This is a genomic window from Sphaerisporangium album, assembly GCF_003323745.1.
GTDB lineage: Bacteria > Actinomycetota > Actinomycetes > Streptosporangiales > Streptosporangiaceae > Sphaerisporangium > Sphaerisporangium album.
Genome location: NZ_QOIL01000030.1, coordinates 39,038 through 56,232, shown reverse-complemented (window position 1 = coordinate 56,232; position 17,195 = coordinate 39,038). Strand labels below are relative to the sequence as shown.

At 68.0% G+C, this 17,195-nt stretch carries 10 protein-coding genes (1 of these 10 cut by a window edge); 6 read left to right on the top strand and 4 right to left on the bottom strand.

Annotation, left to right across the window (positions count from 1 at the left end):
- Positions 1-73 precede the first annotated feature (73 nt).
- From DQ384_RS36585 to DQ384_RS43870, 3 genes are all read right to left on the bottom strand, one after another.
- Complete coding sequence (locus DQ384_RS36585) at positions 74-772, bottom strand: hypothetical protein (protein ID WP_114033471.1); 699 nt, start codon at positions 770-772, stop codon at positions 74-76.
- A gap of 113 nt (positions 773-885) precedes the next feature.
- Positions 886-1,041, bottom strand: coding sequence for a hypothetical protein (locus DQ384_RS41805; RefSeq protein ID WP_181871609.1), 156 nt, complete (start codon positions 1,039-1,041; stop codon positions 886-888).
- 126 nt (positions 1,042-1,167) lie between these two features.
- A complete protein-coding gene (locus DQ384_RS43870) occupies positions 1,168-1,296 on the bottom strand; it encodes a hypothetical protein (RefSeq protein WP_281274178.1) in 129 nt (42 codons plus the stop codon).
- 90 nt (positions 1,297-1,386) lie between these two features.
- On the opposite strand from DQ384_RS43870, the gene DQ384_RS36575 reads away from it, so the two are divergent.
- From DQ384_RS36575 to DQ384_RS36555, 5 genes are all read left to right on the top strand, one after another.
- Complete coding sequence (locus DQ384_RS36575; protein WP_181871608.1) at positions 1,387-1,875, top strand: hypothetical protein; 489 nt, start codon at positions 1,387-1,389, stop codon at positions 1,873-1,875.
- 116 nt (positions 1,876-1,991) lie between these two features.
- A complete protein-coding gene (locus DQ384_RS36570; RefSeq protein ID WP_114033469.1) occupies positions 1,992-2,282 on the top strand; it encodes a hypothetical protein in 291 nt (96 codons plus the stop codon).
- Positions 2,283-2,285: 3 nt separating this feature from the next.
- Entirely contained in the window at positions 2,286-3,482 is a 1,197-nt protein-coding gene (locus DQ384_RS36565) for a hypothetical protein (protein ID WP_114033468.1), read from the top strand.
- Positions 3,403-4,731 (top strand): helix-turn-helix domain-containing protein, encoded by a 1,329-nt coding sequence (locus DQ384_RS36560; protein ID WP_114033467.1) that lies wholly within the window; start codon positions 3,403-3,405, stop codon positions 4,729-4,731. Before DQ384_RS36565 ends, DQ384_RS36560 begins: the two co-directional genes overlap by 80 nt.
- A gap of 2 nt (positions 4,732-4,733) precedes the next feature.
- A complete protein-coding gene (locus DQ384_RS36555) occupies positions 4,734-5,276 on the top strand; it encodes a GNAT family N-acetyltransferase (RefSeq protein ID WP_147269021.1) in 543 nt (180 codons plus the stop codon).
- A gap of 415 nt (positions 5,277-5,691) precedes the next feature.
- Here the strand turns inward: DQ384_RS36555 and DQ384_RS36550 are convergent, their stop codons facing one another.
- Positions 5,692-5,964 carry a hypothetical protein gene (locus DQ384_RS36550; RefSeq protein WP_114033465.1) on the bottom strand — a complete coding sequence of 91 codons (273 nt, stop codon included), beginning with the start codon at positions 5,962-5,964 and terminating at the stop codon, positions 5,692-5,694.
- Between the two features lie 592 nt (positions 5,965-6,556).
- Here DQ384_RS36550 and DQ384_RS36535 point away from each other — a divergent pair.
- On the top strand, positions 6,557-17,195 hold the 5' end (the start) of the coding sequence (locus tag DQ384_RS36535) for a DnaB-like helicase N-terminal domain-containing protein (RefSeq protein WP_147269020.1). The gene runs 21,098 nt beyond the window's last position; the window shows 10,639 of its 31,737 coding nt (coding positions 1-10,639); it begins with the start codon at positions 6,557-6,559; the stop codon falls past the right edge of the window.

Here is a 17,195-nt window from a genome sequence, read left to right as displayed (position 1 = left end):
GAGCTGGCCTCCCCCGCCGTGACGGCCACCGCCACGGCGGGCTCGGCCTGCATCCGGGCGTCGATCGCGCGGGCTACAGGCTGCCGGCGAACTGCTCCACTGACGGCGCCTCGGGCAGCTCGCCCGACTCGGGCCCGACGAGCCCGGCCGCGCCCTGGAGACCGAGTCGCCCCATCCAGCCGGTCAACCATCCGGCGACGACGGCGGCCAGCGTCCCCGCCCCGTCCGCGTAGGTGATGGCCCCGCTGTCCCAGTCGCGGGTGGTGAGGACCACAGGAGCAGCTCCGGTGATCCGGGTCCGCCCGTCCTCCACCCGTACGTCCAGCGCGGCCTCTACCCGCCACGGCAGCGGGCCGTCCCAGCACCAGGCGATGATCTCGACGCGGCCCGGCGCGGATTCGGCAGGCATCTGCATGTAGACCTGGCCGTCTGCAGAGCCCGACATGGCGTCCACGGCCTGGAGCAGGCGCTGGGCGACGATCCAGCCACGGCCGTGCGCGGCCCGATCAGCGAGCCGCACGACCAGGGCACGGCCCCGGTACTCGTAATGCGCCTGGGACAGGCGGATGGGCTCCCAGACGCCGGTGAGGTCGACGGTGGCGCCGGGACCGGGCGGGACGTCCAGCACAGCGCACTCGGCCTGTGCCGCTGCGGCGTTCGAGGCGTCCTGCTCCGACCGCTCCCGGTCGGCGGCGGTGGGTTCCGGCAGGTTCTGGTCGCTGCGGGGCAGGAGGTCGTGCTCCCATTCGGCGAACTGCTCGCTGTGGTCCATGTCCCCTCCTCGGGGTCGTCGGGCGGGCGGCCGTCCCGGGCGGGGGGGGGGCGGCCGGTGTCCCTCGAAGGGGTGATGAAGTCTCTCTGCCTACCGATGGACGACGGGCGCCGCTACACCCACCACACGACTCGCTGGTCGTCGTGGCCGCCCTCGGCCTCCGGGTCCTCGCGGTGGTCTTCGATGGCGGTGCGAGCCCGGTCGACGCTCGTCTCGCTGACGCCGAAGCCGCACCAGCACGAGCCCTCACACGGGTCTTCGCCGGTCACGGATGCGACCCTCACGCGCTCGCTGGTCTTCTTGTCCACGACCTAGCCGGTGGCCATATTGACTGCGCTCCTTCCCTCTCACTTACTACTGATGGACGACGCCCCGCTCGTGCATGATCTGCGGCGTCAGGCGCGGATGTCGGCGCGCTCGCGCACCAGATCGGCGGTGTCGGGATACATCTTGTAGAGGCCGTTCAACGCGGCGTCGGCCTGCTCGTCGGTGACGGGTGAGTCGAGCTGGCGTTGTCGAGGCATCCACCACCGGACCGGCAAGGCTCAGCATTCCACCAGAATCCCCGCAACGACACATCGCCGCGGAATGCACCCCACCGAAAGGACGTCGTGATGACTGTGATCACCGGCGCGTACGGCACAGCCCACCGCATACCCCCGACCAACTACCAGGCGCACGCGCGCGCAGCGCTCGACGGCTGGATCATCACCGCGCCGATCTGGCACCCCCTGTGGTCCCAGTACACCCTCAGCGTCGTCACCCTCGCGGACATACCGGGCGTCCCGGCCGCCAACAAGCAGCGGCCGGACGTCACCCACGAGCTGCTGGTGGCGGCCCTCAACCCGGAGCATGGCCCCGTACGGGCCGAGGACGTCCAGGAGGGCTCGCTGCGGCTGCTGACGCCGGTCAACATCGCTGAGCAGGTCACCACGACCGACGAACGGGCCGTGCAGCTCGCCGAGCTATGCGCCCGGGCGGTGGTCGACGGAGTGCTCTGCCCGGAGACCCTTGACGCTCCCGACCTGATCCGCACCATGTGGCGGACCAGCATCCACCAAACCTTCGACCACCACCGCGACCCCCACCACGGGCGGAACTGAAGGACGCCGACCGCCGCCCTCGGCGCCGAGGTAGCAGAGACATCGGGGCCGCCCGACACGCCGGGCGGCCGATGTACGTCCCGGCCTCCGACGCTCAGGCTGATGACGATGTGCGCATGAGTTTCGTCCTGGCGTTCAATCCGCTGTCGACCCCGGTGACGGCCGACGACGGCCGGGTGGTCGGCGCCGGCGAGTGGGAGTGCGTGGACGACACCGGCCCCGTCGTCGCCGAGCTCGTCACCGCCCACCGTCTGAGGCTGCTGCCCGACCCGGCCGAGGCCGCCGAGATGGATCCGCGGGCCGCGGCCGCCTGGGCTCGCGTCCAGGACGCGCGCGCCGGTGCCACAGCCGACAGTGCGACCGGGCCGCGCCGTCGCGGCCGCGCCGCCGAGACCAGCGAGGGGTAGCCCATGCCCGGCGTCAACATCGTCACCGCCACCCGTTCAGGACCGGCCTCGACCGCGCAGAGCGTCGGCGCACGCTACTTCGTGGCGGGCATGACCGAGCGCGGCCCGGTGGACCGGCCGCTGGTGGTGCGGTCGCTTCAGCAGTACATCGACGTCTACGGCGACCGGGTGCCGTACGGGTACCTGTACGACGACCTGCGCACTCACTTCGAGGAAGGCGGGATGGAGGCGGCGGTGATCCGGGTGGTGGGCCCGGCGGCGACCGCCTCGCAGGCCGCGCTCAACGACCGCGCGGGCTCCCCGGCGCAGACGCTGCAGATCTCCGCGGCCTTCCCGGGGTCGTGGGGCACCCGGCTGCAGGTGTCGGTTGCCAACGGCACCGCGAGCAACACCTATGACCTGTCGGTGCTGTTCGACGGGCGCGTGGTGGAGACCTATCCGGGGCTGGCCTCCCCCGCCGCGGCGGTGGCCGCCACGGCGAGCTCGGCCTACATCCGGGCGACCAACGCCGGGTCCACCGCGCCGGCACCGGACAACAACCCGGCGGTCACCACCGCGCCGGTCGGCCTGGCGGGCGGGACCGACGACCGGGCCTCGGTCACCGCGAGCCACTATGTGGCGGCGCTGGCGCTGTTCCGTCCCGAGCTCGGCACCGGCTGCGTGGCGGTGCCGGGGCAGCCGTCCTCGGGGGTCGGGTCGGGGTTGCTGGTGCACTGCCGGGCCAACCGGCGGATCGGCCTGGCGGCGGTCGCGCCGGGCACCCCGGCCGGGTCGGCGCAGAACGCCGCGGTGGCGCTGAAGGCGGTGGCGGCCGGGCAGGGCCAGCACATCGGCCTGTTCTGGCCGGCGATCCGGATTCCCGATGGGGCCACGGTGCGGACGATCACCCCGGAGGGGTACGTGGCGGCGTGCCGGGCCCGGGCGATCGGCCAGGTGGGCGGGCCGTGGCGGGCTCCGGCCGGGGCGATCGCCCAGGCGCGGTTCGTGCTGGCACCCGAGATCGACGCCGACCGGGCGCTCGGCGACAACCTCAACGCCTCCGGGGTCAGCGTGATCCGGACGATCGCCGGGACGGTGCGGCTGTACGGGCGGCCACGCCTGGCCACACCAGGGAGCAGCCTTGACCCACGCCTCTCCCAGCGCCGGCCCGCACGGCTCGCCATGGCATGTGCTCGGCGCCGCGATCCGCCACTGGCGTGAAGACGTACACGGCTGGGGACTGCGGGCAACCGCAGCTCACGCCCACATCAACCACTCGTTTCTCGCCCGGATCGAACGCGGGGAGCGCATCCCGCAGCTCTCCGTGGTGGCGGATCTGGATCGCATCCTCGGCGCCCAGGGCATCTTGATCGCCCTGTTCAAGGGTGCCGAAACGGCCACGCAACCGGTCAGACCGGTGGTGCCCGCGGCGGCGACGGTCGATGCTGAGGGAATGGACGAAGTACGGCGCCAGCTCCTCTCGGGCATCGCAGGGCTGGCAGTGACAGCGGTGGCGGCGCCCCTGCCGGGGCTCGACCAGCTACGAGAAGTCGTTGACGCGAGGATGGGACCGGCCAGCGTCAGCGAATGGGAGGAGACGGCGTGGGAGTACTCCCACGCCGTGCGGGCACGGCCGCTTCCCCAGGTGATCCCGGATCTGGCGCTGGACCTGCTCGCGCTGCAAAAGCTGCTGGCGGCGCCCGGCGGGCGGTCACCGGCGTGGTGGCGGGTGAACGCCCGCATGACCTTCATGCTCGCCCTGGCCGTCGGGGCGGCCGGGCAGACCCGTCAATCCCGGCATTGGTGGGCGACCGCCCGCCACGCGGCCGACCGCACGAGCGACGGCGAGCTGATCGCCGTCACCAACGCCTATGAGGCGGTTCACGCCGTCTTCGAGGACCGGCCCGCCTCCATGATCATCGCGCGCGCCGAGGCCGCCCTGGCCGCGGCCGCCGGTCGTGCCTGCGCGGGCGCGGCCGAGGCCTACGTCGCCCTGGCCCAGGTCCACGCGATGACCGGCAACGCCGAGGCCGCGCGTCAGGCCCTGGAGGGTCAGGCGCGGCTGGTCGACGAGCTCCCCGACACGATCACCGGCGACTACGGCTCCACTGACGGGTGGCCTGTCACCCGGATGCTGCACGCCCGGTCCTTCGTGCACACCTACCTCGGCAGCGCCGACGCCGGTCACGCCCAGCAGGAGGCGCTGAACGCCTATCCGCGCGTTCAGACGTCCTACGTCCGGCGGCAGCTCGCGCTGATCCGGCTCCATCAGACGATCTCGGCGGTCCGGGACGGCGACGTGTACGGCGGGCTGGAACAGGCACTGGACATCGTGGAGGGGCTGCCCGAGCAGACCATCTTCGTCCGCCGGCTCGCCTCCGCGGCCGCGGACGCCGTACCCGCCGCCGACCGATCACGCAGGCCCGTGATCGACTACCGCCATCGTCTGGCCCTGACCTCTGGAGAGTGATCGTGCCCATCGAGTTTCGCCGCATGACCGGGAGCGACGCCACCGCAGCCCTCGACGAGCGCTTCGTGACCGCCTACGAGGAGATCTACAGCGAGCCGCCGTACGCCGGGATCACGCTGTACGGCCGCGAGCAGTACCTGGCCCGCACCCGCGCCCAGGTCCAACGCCCCGGGTTCGAGCTGGTCGCGGTGGAGGACGGCGACCACCTGGCCGGGTTCTCCTTCGGGTACACCATGCCCGCCGGGACCTGGTGGGGCGGCGAGTCCACCGAGCCCGCCTCCCCGCTGCGCGAGGTCGACAAGTTCACGGTGATCGAGCTGATCCTGCGCAAGCCGTACCGGGGAGCCGGCACGGGCGGGCGGCTGCTCCGCGAGATCCTCGCCGGCCGTCCCGAGCCGTGGGCGACGCTGCTGGCCCACCCGCAGGCACCGGCCCGCGCGATGTACGACCACTGGGGGTGGCGTCTGGCCGGGACCTGCCATCCGACGCCGGAGGCACCCGTCCTGGACGCCATGGTCCGCCCGCTCGGCACCACCGAGCAGTGACCCGGCTGTGATGAGCCGGGCGCGGCGGTCGCTCGGCTCCGGCACCTCCGCGACGTTGACGCGCGCCGACCACGTGCACGCCCGCGAGGAGTGGGAGCCGGGGAGGACCTGTCCCAGGTGAAGCCCGGGCAGGGCGCGGCCGCCGGCGCGAGCGGCCGATCGCCGACGCCGGGCACGTTCACGCCTAGCCAGTCCCGCCCGGCGACGTCGCCGCCGAAGGCTCCAGCGTCGCGCTGGCCTACGGCGACCACGCGCACGGCCGCGAGGTCGCCGCCGGAGGCGCGGGCGCGGCTGTCCGGCGACGGCGATTACCGGACCGTCACGTCGAGACGGTGCGCTGGCCCGGCGTTCTATTCGGCGGGGATGTGTGGTCGGCATGCAACCCCGACCGGCTGATCATCGCCCGGAACGGCCTCTACCAGGTCGGCATAAAGATCACTGTCGGCGCGAGCTGGAGCGTGACCACCCTGGCCAACGGCAGGCTCTGGCTGCAGGGGATCCGCGGCGGCACCACGACGAGTCTGATGCAGTGCACGGTGATGTTCACCGGCAGCCCGAACGGCGTCGGCGAGGCGCCCCGGGCGGCGGCACCATGCTGGGCCTGCTGCAACTGGTGTACGGGTGGCGCCGGGATCGGCGCAGGGGTCTCCACGCCGACTATCAACGCCTGGCATTCCTGCTGCAGCATCTCGGCGCATCCGAGGGATTGTGCTGCTGCGTCGCCACGGCCGCCTGGTATTCAGCTGCGAATCCGCTCTTTGCCCAGCCGCACCTCAAGGTGATCTTGGCGATTCCGCTCTCGTTCAGCCTCGTATCTCGGCATGCCTGATGCTGCTCTACGCCCAAACGCCAGCGCGACGACATCGCCCAAGCAGGGAACCACAACGTCCCAGCACTCTCGGTCAGCAACCAACTGATCGAGATCGCTCTCCGGATCGCTCGATCATCGGCTTCCCCCGGTCGTGCAGGTCGAGAGGTCGCCTCAACTCGGTTGCATCAATGGCCAGAGCCACACTTTTCTGTTTACTCTGATTGACAGAAATAGTCAGATCCATGTCAGGTGTTGAAAGGCACCGCGCAGCGGGGGGCTGCGACCAGTGGATGGGCTATGCCGGGGCGGAGAAGTCTAGGTCTTCTATCCGGCGTTTCCCCTGGTCGCAACAGCCATGGCGCCGACTGGGCCGAGGAAGCCCCACCCGCGCTGGTTGTACTGAGCTCTTGGCCACCCCCACCGTTTGTCCTTCTCAAGTCCTAGCCCCCTCCCTGCCTACGGAGTCACCATGGCGATGTCTCTTCTACGAGCGGCGCGACGTCATCCGCTGTTTCAACGGGTGCAACAGGCAGTGATGGGCGGACGCCGCCGCGGCGAGTACCAGGCGGCGCGACGAGGTGAACAGGCTCGGTTTGCTCAAGCCCAGGGAGATGCGGCGCGGCGTCGCTATGCCCGGCATCTGCAGGGACAGTTGGCAATTGCGCAGCCGATCATGCGGCAGGTCTATGAGGATAGTTGGTGGGAGCAAGCCTCTCCGGAGCGGTTGGGCGCAGTGTGGCAGCTCATCGTGAGCTGGGCGGCGGTGGCCGAGCCCACAGCACAGGCAGCCTTGCTCCACCTGACCGCACAGACCGAGGCCCGTTACGGGGTTCGCGTCGGCAGTGTCCGGATGCAGGCGCGCGATGTGGTCGCCCTGCTGGCTCGCACCTGGCCGTCCAACACGCGCCAGCCGGTGTTCCATGGTGACGCGACGACAGAGCCGCGATACAGCTATGTGATTCGTGATCTCTGGTTCGGAACCATCGCAACCCAGATGATCGGCCGCTCCCCCGGCGCCGGTAGTTCGGCAGAGTTGTTTGGCGCTGAGCAGCTGCTCGCGTTCGATGCTCAACTCAGCCAAGCGACGGGGGAAGCCAACGCGGCGCTCTCGCGCCGGTTCGCGATTGAAGTGTTCGAGGGCGACGATGTCACGGCGGATCCGCTCGTCCTCATCAGTGGCGGCCAAGCCAATGCGGTACGTCACAGAGTGCTGGATCGACGTGAACGGATCCTCGCCGGAGAGCCGGCCGAACCTCAAGAGGTGCGCAATGCACTGCTGGTGGAGAGTCGGCGGATCCGTGATCTGATCGCCGTGCACGGCCCGACGTCGGCCGACGAGGTGGGTACCGTCCCCGCACAGGCGGGGGTGCTGGCATCGCTGGCAGAACAGCTGTCGTACGTGGAACTGCGCATCGAGGCCGCTGATGCGGCCATGCGAGGCGAAAACGCCGAACAGGTCTATGAGCGAGCGACTCTGCTGCTGTGGCTCAACGATGACTGGTGGCGGTCTGCGTCCCGCCACGAGGTTCTTGCGATATGGAGAGTGGTTGCAGGCTGGAGCGACGGCCAGGCCAAGCACGACATGCTGGCGTTCCTGGCCAGTGGGGTCGCGGACCACTTCAACATCAGGCTGGGAGCCGAGCCCTCGCTGGCCAGCGCGCTGCAGGCATTTGGCCTGACAGACCCGGCCGATGAACGGCTGCAAACTTCTCCTCCGCTGCCTACCCCAGAGGCAGAAGCCGACTCCGCCCCTGGACCGCATGCTCCCATCGTTGGAGCACCCAGCGTTCCGGCCGATGCCAGGCACGCCGAAACGGCGGCCACCAAGCCCCGCCAGCCAGAGATCACCCACCAGATTGGGGATGAGCCGCGGCACGAGGCCCCTTCAGACGGCGCGCACGAGATGGGCGCCAGTCTGGCGGAAGTACCCAGCGCGAAGCGAGGCGAGCCTGACGAAAACTCCTCGCTCGCTGCGTCGCCTGACCCGCGCAACGACAGCGTGGGCAGTGTCGAGGCCCCCGGCCCAACGCTCAACAGGAGCATGACCGAGTCCGCCGGGTCCCCCGGCGGCGCAACGTCGCCCGACGATGCTCAAGCCCTCACAGACAGCGCACGCCCCCCTATCTCGCAGACACGGGAAGCACCCAACGTTGCAGGGGACCATGCGGCGAGTGCCACCACCGATGCCACCCTCGCCCCACCTCCCCTCTCGCGAGCCCCCCACGCACAAGTCACGCTCACCGATCAGACCCCGGAAAACCCGCTTCACCCGGCGACATCGCGCCCCCTCCCAACGTCTCCCCCAGCCGGCCAACGCCACGGGGGAACCGATCAGCCTGTGGTCCGCGCGATGGACGAACCTGCTCGGAACTCCGGCGCGTCGACGCACCACGACGACAAGCAGCTCCCTCCAGCGACAACGCCGCAGACACCCAAGGGCCTCCAGCATCCCGAAGTGCATCGGCCGTGGCCGGGCAGCCCGGGTGTGGCCGGGCAGATGGCTGCCACGGCTACTGAACCATTAGCCCCCACCTCATCCCCAGAGGCCACGCCTGCTCTCACCAGGGAAGAACCTGCAACGGCCCTAGGACACGCGGAAGAATCCACAACTTCGGCGCCGAAGAGCCCGGCCCGTGATGAGGATCCACCCGCTGACGCCGATCAGGCGCAGTCCGTGGTCCGCCAGGCAGATCCCCCGCTGGCGATCCCTTCGGCCCTCGCAGGTGAGACGCCTGTGCAACTGGTGGCGGAGGCTTATCAGGCCTGGGCGGCCAGTTCGACGGCTCGCACTCTCGCCGCAGAGGAGAAGGAATTCGGCGCGGAATCCGGGTTCTCGGGCACCAATGAAGGTGCTTGGGTGGAGTTGGCCTGGCGGCATGTTGAGCATGCGCTGGCATACAGAGGGGCCCTCACCGAAGCCGTTCGAGACCTGGCGCAGGTATGCCTGGATGGCGAGCGTCTGTTGGCTGCACGTCAGGCCTTCGTGGCAGCCGAGGATCGTATGGCCTTGCACCGTCTGGCCAGCAGTGCCCAAGGCTTCGCCGTCCGCGGCTCCGCCGTCGCTCCCCGTGCTGGGCTGGCTGAGCCAGTGGCGACCACTGCCCTCACGCCGTCTGCTCCGACCCCCACCAGCCCTGCCAGTGTCCGCAGCCAGCCAGATACTCCAGCACCGGAAGCCGGCCCGCTACCAGGCCCTGCGACCGCAGAGGTGGCAGGACGAGATCTGCTGAGCACAGCTTGGCACAAGGCGGAGCCTGACACAGAGTCCTCTTCCGCACGACCACCTGCTCAGGAACTTTGGGCGGAAGAATCGGCATCCAGCACCGCACTACCCGGCCCCGGCACGACCGGCACCAAAGGCGCGCCGCGTTCTCCTGGTCACGATCCCCGCAACGGCGAGAGCTCCAGCACACTCGATGAGCGTTCTCAGCTCAGGCGCGAGCGCGTTCAGCGCTCGCGGCAAGATCAACGCCCACGACAGCCGACGCGCTCTTCATCCGACAGTGCGCTGGTTGCACTGACCTCCACGCTCACGCCCACTGCCGTCTCGCGGTTCCTTGCCTCCCACGGGTGGACCCTTGAGTCCCGAAGAGAACAAGTCAGGGAAATCTGGAGCCGGCTGGGGGAACGAGGACAGCTCGACGCGCGGATCATGCTGCCGTTGGCGACCGACTACGAGGACTTCGCGCCACGTTTCTATGACGCACTTCGGGCCATCAGCGCCGCGCATCGTTGGGACGCAGGCCAGCTCTACCAAAGTGTTCAAGCCGCCCAGTCCCAACCCGCATCTGCGCAGCAGGACGGCGGTCAGGCTGGTGACAACGACACAGCCGCGCAGGTGGCGGCACCAACGCAAGTCCCCACAGCAGAATCCAATCTCGTACCCGACGTAGTCGACCACGACCCGGGTGACCCTGCTGCCGACAATGAGCCGTCCACGGAGGAGCTGGACGGCCGGCGCCTTCCCCGCAGTGACGCAACCGAGCACGAACACCACATCACCTCACCAGCGCTCGTCCCCGAATCGGCCCTGGCCGACCTCTCACTGCAACATTCGCTCGCACGTGAGGCGGGAGATCCCGCTCACCTGACCGCCGCGATGGCAGCTGTCGTGACCCGGGCGCTTGCTGAACCCCTCCTGCGCACCGAAGCCGTACGGGCTTGGCGGCCCGACGATCTCGACGACAGCTCAATAGAGCGGTGGGACGGCTACCACGACTTCACGGAACGTATCTTTTCGGCCTGGGTGTCGGACCTTCTCCGGGACAGCGACGACCCTGCGTTGCAGCGCTTGCGGTCTTTGTATTTCACGAGCCTGGCACCACAGATCGAGATCACATCCCGCCTCGCCCAGTACGTGTGCAGGCATGCCACGGATCCCGCCTACTCGCAACTGCCCGTCCCCGATGCGCCATGGAACGGACCGTGTGAACTGCTCGATGTGGTCATGCGGGGACTGCAGGCGGCCAACGTCTCCTATGGGAGCGTCACGCATCACGAGGACGGGCGGATGCAGGTCACGCTGACCCTGTCCGGCGACACCCTCCCACTCGATGTTGCCGCCGGCCGTCACCTTCCCGCCCTGGGCATCCGGCCGGCCGCGTTGACTGTCCACGATGTCGCCTCTGCCCTAAGCAGCGTGGGGGTGCAATGGTTCAGCCGATTGCTGCAAGCGGTGGAAGACCCCGAACAAGTATCCGCCCTCTACCCCACTACCCTCCTGCGTGAGCATCGCACTCCAGGCCGGCAGCCGGTCCAGTCCGTGCGGGCCGAGCCTCGCGGCCTGCATATCCAGGTAGAGCTGTCAACTGGCACGCGCATCGGGACACTCGGCTGGCGTGCGCTGGCTGACTGGATCCGGCCCGGCATCACCAGCGAAACGGCGAACACGATCCTTGCGGCAGTACGCGCCCGCGACGACCAACGCTCCGCCAGCAGTGATGCTCGAGACAGCCACCAGCGAACGTCTCCGGACGCCGTCGGGGACGAGGCGCTGGCCGTCGCAACCTCAGCTCAGCAAGCGATCGTTGAAGCCGCCAAACAAGCCAATGTCGTCACCGGCTCCTCTCCCGCCCCTGATACCTCTGGCGGGTTGAAAAGGGATGCTCACGCCGCGGCACAGCAGGCGATACCCTCCCCCAACCCCATCGGTCAGAATGTGCCTAGAGCAGCAGACCCGCGGGGAAGGCTGAGCGAACACCAGAACACCGCACCGGATCCACAGCTCGGAGTATTGCCGCTCTTCCAGATCAATACGCGTCACGGCCAAAGCACGGGTGAGCAGCACGGCATATCCCCCGACCTCGTCAAGGACGCGGGGCCAAGCCAGGACGGTCCTTCAGCGCTAGCCGAGCCGCTCGTGCCGTCGGCGCCGCATCGCGATTCACCGGGGGATGACAACCTCACCGACATCGATATCTTCTATACAATTAAGCAATTGAGCGCGCATGATATCGCCGCTGTGATAGTCAGCATCGAAAGGGAGACGGCGCTCAATTCTCTCATTTCCAGCAACTACGGAGCGGGGTGGACCGACCGAGCAGAATCCGAGCCCCAGAGACAGTTTATTCAAGTCGGGCGCAAGGGCATAGAAATCACCATCCGGTGGGAAGGTGGAGAACGCAAGGGTCTTATCTCCTGGGGGCGACTGCGTAAGTGGGTCTCCGCAGGCCTCGACCACGAAACGAAGGAACTATTCCTCACCGCTGCTCGGCTACAGAGCAGGTACAACGCGGCCTGGAAACATTTCCGGCTCATCGACCAGGCGGAGCTTCACACTGCAGCGCTGCGGGAACTTGAGACACTGGCCCATCATGCCGCCACCACGATCGCCGAACGGGCACTGGAGGCCAATCAGAACGGAGCAGTGCCGGCGAAGCCGGCCATCTCCCACAAGATCGCCTCTCCGGTGACTGCTACCACGCTCTTCGAGACGGGCGAACAGCCCTCGGCCAGCCCAGAACACCTCGCCCAAATGCAACGCCTGCACGCGCTTGAAATGGTGTTGCCTTCCCGCTGGCACGACGAGGAGCCACTGACCCATCTGCCACCCGGCACCCTAATCGAGTACGGCGGCTACCAAGATGATGCAGTTCGCATAACCCAATGGCCGGTCGATCGCGGCCAGTACGTCGAAATAACTGGCGAGCTCGTCCTCCGCAAGAAGCCGATAACCATACCGTGGTACAAACATGCCGGACTTGACGCCACAACCCGTGTCATCCATTTACCTCACTCCCTGAAGCCGCTGTTTGCCCCGAGCGACCATGACACCGGGACCACCTCGGGAGCGGCCGCTCAGCCCCAGGGAGCCCACCGGGCGACTATCGGCACATCAGCTCCGGCCGGCGACGACCAGGCAGCTCCTAGCCAATCGCCTCAGCCAACCACCGCCCATGGCCAGGGCGACCAGGTCACACAGGAAACCCAGGCCCCCGCCGTCACGATCGTCGACGCGCCAACCACAGAGCATCACTCCACAGTCACCCAGGACACCGGCCGTGATGCTCGGACACACGCCCCAGAACCACTCCTGCCACACGCCGACCACGACACCGCCCGCCCCGATGACCTGCATGCGGGTGAGGCCGAACCGGCCGCCCAGCAAGAAGCCCCCGGGCACAGACCACAGCCTGATCCCGACCCAGCCCTGCCGGTCAGCGAAAAGACCGCGGCCTCCCCCGCATCGGTCCACGACCTCCCCGATTCCTCTCACGCCCAGGCGCCGACGAGCAGACGGCTCACCGACCAGGACCTGCAGCACGCCTGGCACAGCACCCACACCTGCGATCCGGCCGACTGCCACCTGGGCTCCCTTCCCCAGGACCGCGTCGATGACCTCCAGCACGCGATGGATCTCCAATCGGCATTGGACCGGCTCGGTGTGCCCAACGGGTATCTAGCGCTGACCTGGGATGCCACCATGGGCTCCTTTGGAGTGAGCTGGCGCCCCGCCCCCCGAGCGCGGCCCTGGACCATCTACGTCCGCGCCACCGGCCCTGGCATCTTCCCGGTGTTCCGTGGCAGCACATGGGCCGATGCCGGGCTGGGGATGACCAGCCAAACCCCTGTTGAGGAGGTCGCCAACCGCTTCCACGCCTTTCTGACGGCCCGAGCAGGACTTCACACCTCTCCCCCTGCGGAAACGCCTCCCGGGCAAGCACCCATCGGGCAACACCAAGCGAGCCCAACTCGCTCGGCCCCCACCGAAGACGCAGCAGCGCAATCGGCCCTTCCTTCGGCTGCACCAGCCGCCACACCCCAGTCGACGCCTGCCCGCGCAACACCACAGCCGTCCCTACCCCGCGATGACCCCTCGGCACAGACCACCTCACCGACCGAGCCCTCTGCGCCGTTGACCGCCTCCGATATCGCCCTCACCCTGACCAAACTGCCATCCTCGACATTGGTCGCGGTCATCCGGGCGGCTGTCGATCCGCGCCATCTGCGAGACGTGGACCTATGGGCAACACGCAGTCAGCGACGGCAAGGCGAACCGGATGCGGGCCTGAGCGAGAGCATCGATATCGAGCGGGCCGGCATCACCGTCAGCATCGGTGAAGGGCGGCGCGCCGGACATCTGACTTGGAGACAGGTCCTGCAGTGGCTGGAACCGGCCCTGGACTCGGTGACCTCCGACATCCTGCTGCGCGCCTACCGGCTGGGAAATGCGTACCGCAGCGGGATGGCCAGCCTGGCGTTGATCGGCGAACAATCACTCGGCGCGGTGATCCTCAAGGAGGTCTACGGCTATCTCACCCAGGCCACCTCGCAGCTCACCACCACGGCCCTGGCCGAGCACGAGCGCCCCGCCGGAAACCGCCCAGTTCCGCGCGTACGCCGCTCACTGCTAGAGACCGCTGAGGGGGCTGAGGCGGACGCGCTGTTCTCGATCAGCGAGGTGGCGCAGTCCGCTGTGAAAGACAGCGACCAAACGATCCTGGACAGGTTAGACCTGCTGCAGGCCATGGCCCCTCCGCTCGCAGGCGCAGGCACGCGCATGCGGCTGTCGCAGCTGAGCGGCGGAGCGATCATCACCGACGGCACACAGTCCCGATGGCCGCTGCGACTGGACGGCCCTGCCACAGCCGTTCCCGACGGACTGCAGCTCACCGGCACCCTGCTCCAGTCCCCAGATCCGCAACCAGACGCCAAATGGACCTACGCGCTGGAAAGCGCAACCGCAGAGCCCACCGTGTGGGCGTTGAAAACACCCGCCTCGCTGCGCGACCTAGTGAGCCCACCATCCCCCGCTCCCCCAGTGCCTGGCGCACCCGTCCCCGCGGTAACGCCTGAGGATCTGAGCAACCAGAGCGAGGGCGTCGCCGACGCCAGCGTGCCGGGGTTCGGTAGCCTCGGTGACCTCTTGGCTTACCTGGCCACCCCGGCGCCGGAGACGATGCCGGAGCGGCAACGGCGCACGCCGTTCGGCCCCGCCGACACCGATGAGACCTACGCTGCCAAAGTCAAAAGCCAGCGTGCGCTCATCGAGCACATCCGCCGCAACAGTGAGTTGAGGCTCAGCCCTCAAGGGCATCTGCTGATCTACACCGATCATCAGGGAGACTTCCAGATCGCACTCACCCGCACGCTGCTGCGCTTGCCCGCAGTACTGCTGGAGGGCCGCGGCGGCCAAGAGGTGCAAGCGATAGCCGAATGGATCGAAGACCGCGTCCGCGATACCGCCGGCGTCACGTTCCCGTGGAGCTCACCCCAGGTGCGTCACCAGATTCACTTGTGGCGCTCGGCCGACGGGCTCAACATTCGACAGGAAATCCAGCGGCTGATCGCCGAGTACGACCGCTCACATGGTGTCTCGTCGCTGGCCGTGCGGGAAGACGACGAACGGCGCCGTGGCCTCCTGCAGCGGCAACAACCTCCGAGCGGGCCGATTGGGATCGCTGACATCGCTAGGGGTGAGCGGATACGCGTGGTCTCACGCCGAGGGCTGTGGGAACAGGGGGACGTCCACGATGTGACGGACCATCCTGATCGCCCAACAGTGAAGGTCGTGACGCTACGCAAGGCTGATGGGTCTGACGTCGAGCAGTTGGTCGATCCCGCCGAGCACAAAGTGCTGCGCCTTGCTCGCCCGCCCGCTGATCACTCCGCCGGCCTGAACGCCAACGAACCGCCGTCCTCGTCGAGCACGCGAACGGAATCACGCCACCAAGCCGTGCCAGCTCCTATCGCGTCTCCTTCTGATTCTAATGGCACGAGGGCTGATGCTGGCGAGAGCGTGTTGTCTGACTCGGGTGGGCGTGGCGATGTGCATGCCTCGAGCGGCGCGCCTTTACAAAGTAGATCACTATTCGGCTTACCGACAGATGCCGCCAGCGCGGCGGAGCTCCCCGCTCCCGCTCCCGACGCACCAGGGGAGCAGCGGCGTGCCTACGCTGAAGCGCTGGTCGAGCGTTTGCGGACGCTTACGATTGCCGAGGGCGCGTTCTCCCCCGTCGGCCAGGAGCGGATACACCATGCGGCCGCCGCACTCTCCCAAGCGGTGGAGCGTCGGCAGACCTGGGACATCTACCGCCACTGGGTGGTGCTACAGCATCTCCTGACCGTCGTTGGGCCCGCTGCGCAGACCGACCACGGTGAGCGCGAGCGCACGCGTCTGCTGGCACTAGCGGGCGCCGTGGTGCCCGCCCAAGATCGGGCCTACGGCAACGAGGACATCTCTCCCCAGATGTATTTCGGCCCGGACAAGCCAGATTCAACGCACGTGCTTGCAGGGTTGCAAAACGTCATCGAGCAGGCGCTGGTGGATCTGCCCCTCCGGGCGGCGGCGGCCGCGCTCGACCAGGAGGACTTCACCGAGCGAGTGCTGTCGGCTTGGCTGGTCCGGCTGGTTCGCTCCTCGCAGGAACTGCCCGCAGACTTTCGCACCGCATATTTCTCAAACAAACAGGATCGCATTCACCGATGGATCGGTGTCGCGGTCCACGGTGTCGTCGCTGTCGAGGGAATAGATCCCGCCGGCCCAGGGGCAGGAATAGCGCCCACTCAGCCCGGTACCGAGGCCGAGCGCCTCCAGGACAAGATCCTTTCTGGACTGCGTGACGCCGGCGTCGGCTACCAAATTCGTTACCGGGACAACGGGATCACCTCGGTCTTTGTCACCGATAACGGCAAAGAAATGCAGGCAAAAGATGTTACTTTGGACGTGGCGGCCGCTCGCTTCGCGCCCCAATTAGGCATTAAGCCGCACCCCCTCTTGCATGGCGACATCGTTGACGCGCTGCACGTCCACGGCCGGAGCTGGTGGGCGGAATTCGTCAGTGTCATGTATTACTCGTCTCGAGTGCGCAGACTAACGGGCAAACCCGCCGGGAAAGGCGGAGTGCTGTCCACTCGCGATGGCCTGCAAATCGAGGTGCGAACTGTTCACGGCACCCGCCGCGATGTCGTGTCCTGGCAGCAGATCACCGAACAGTGGCTTCGTCCCGCGCTGAGTGTGGAGCAGCGGCGCATCCTGGTCGAAGCAGAGAATGCCACACGCGAGTACTTCGTCGGCCGCGACGCCACACGATTTGAAAACTACGCCGGTGTGGAAGCCATACGCGCTGAGCAGCAGGCTATGGCCAAGGAAGTATTCGATGCTTTTATCGGCTTCGCCGCCAAGACGCCGCTCAAATCCGCCCCTTCTGGTTCTGGCTCCCGCCCCCGTCCTTCGGCAGCGCCACAGAGCGAAACCCTGTTCCACGACAGCCAGGCTCCCTCCGCCGCAAGCGCGATCGACAAGAACCCCACTCCCGAGGACGTAGCGGCTCTGGCGCGGTTCGACGAACTGGCCGATGAGCTCTCCCGGCGATGGGAGGAGTTCCAGCACGGTCCCACCGGCCCGCAGGCCGCTGTGGCCACGCTCTTCTCCGCAGAGGACCACCAGGCGGATCTGACCAGGAGCACAGGCGCCCTCACCGCGGTCTCCTTGCCACCGGAGTTATTCGCCGCGGCCGATCGCGACCGCATCAACCGCGCCACCTCCGCTCTGGCCCAGGCACTCGCCGGAGCCGACCCGGTGGAAATCTACGGTCAGTGGGTGGCGCTGGAGCGCGTGCTGGACTTTGCTTGGCGGCCTCCGGGTCCGGCCAATACAGAGGCATCCG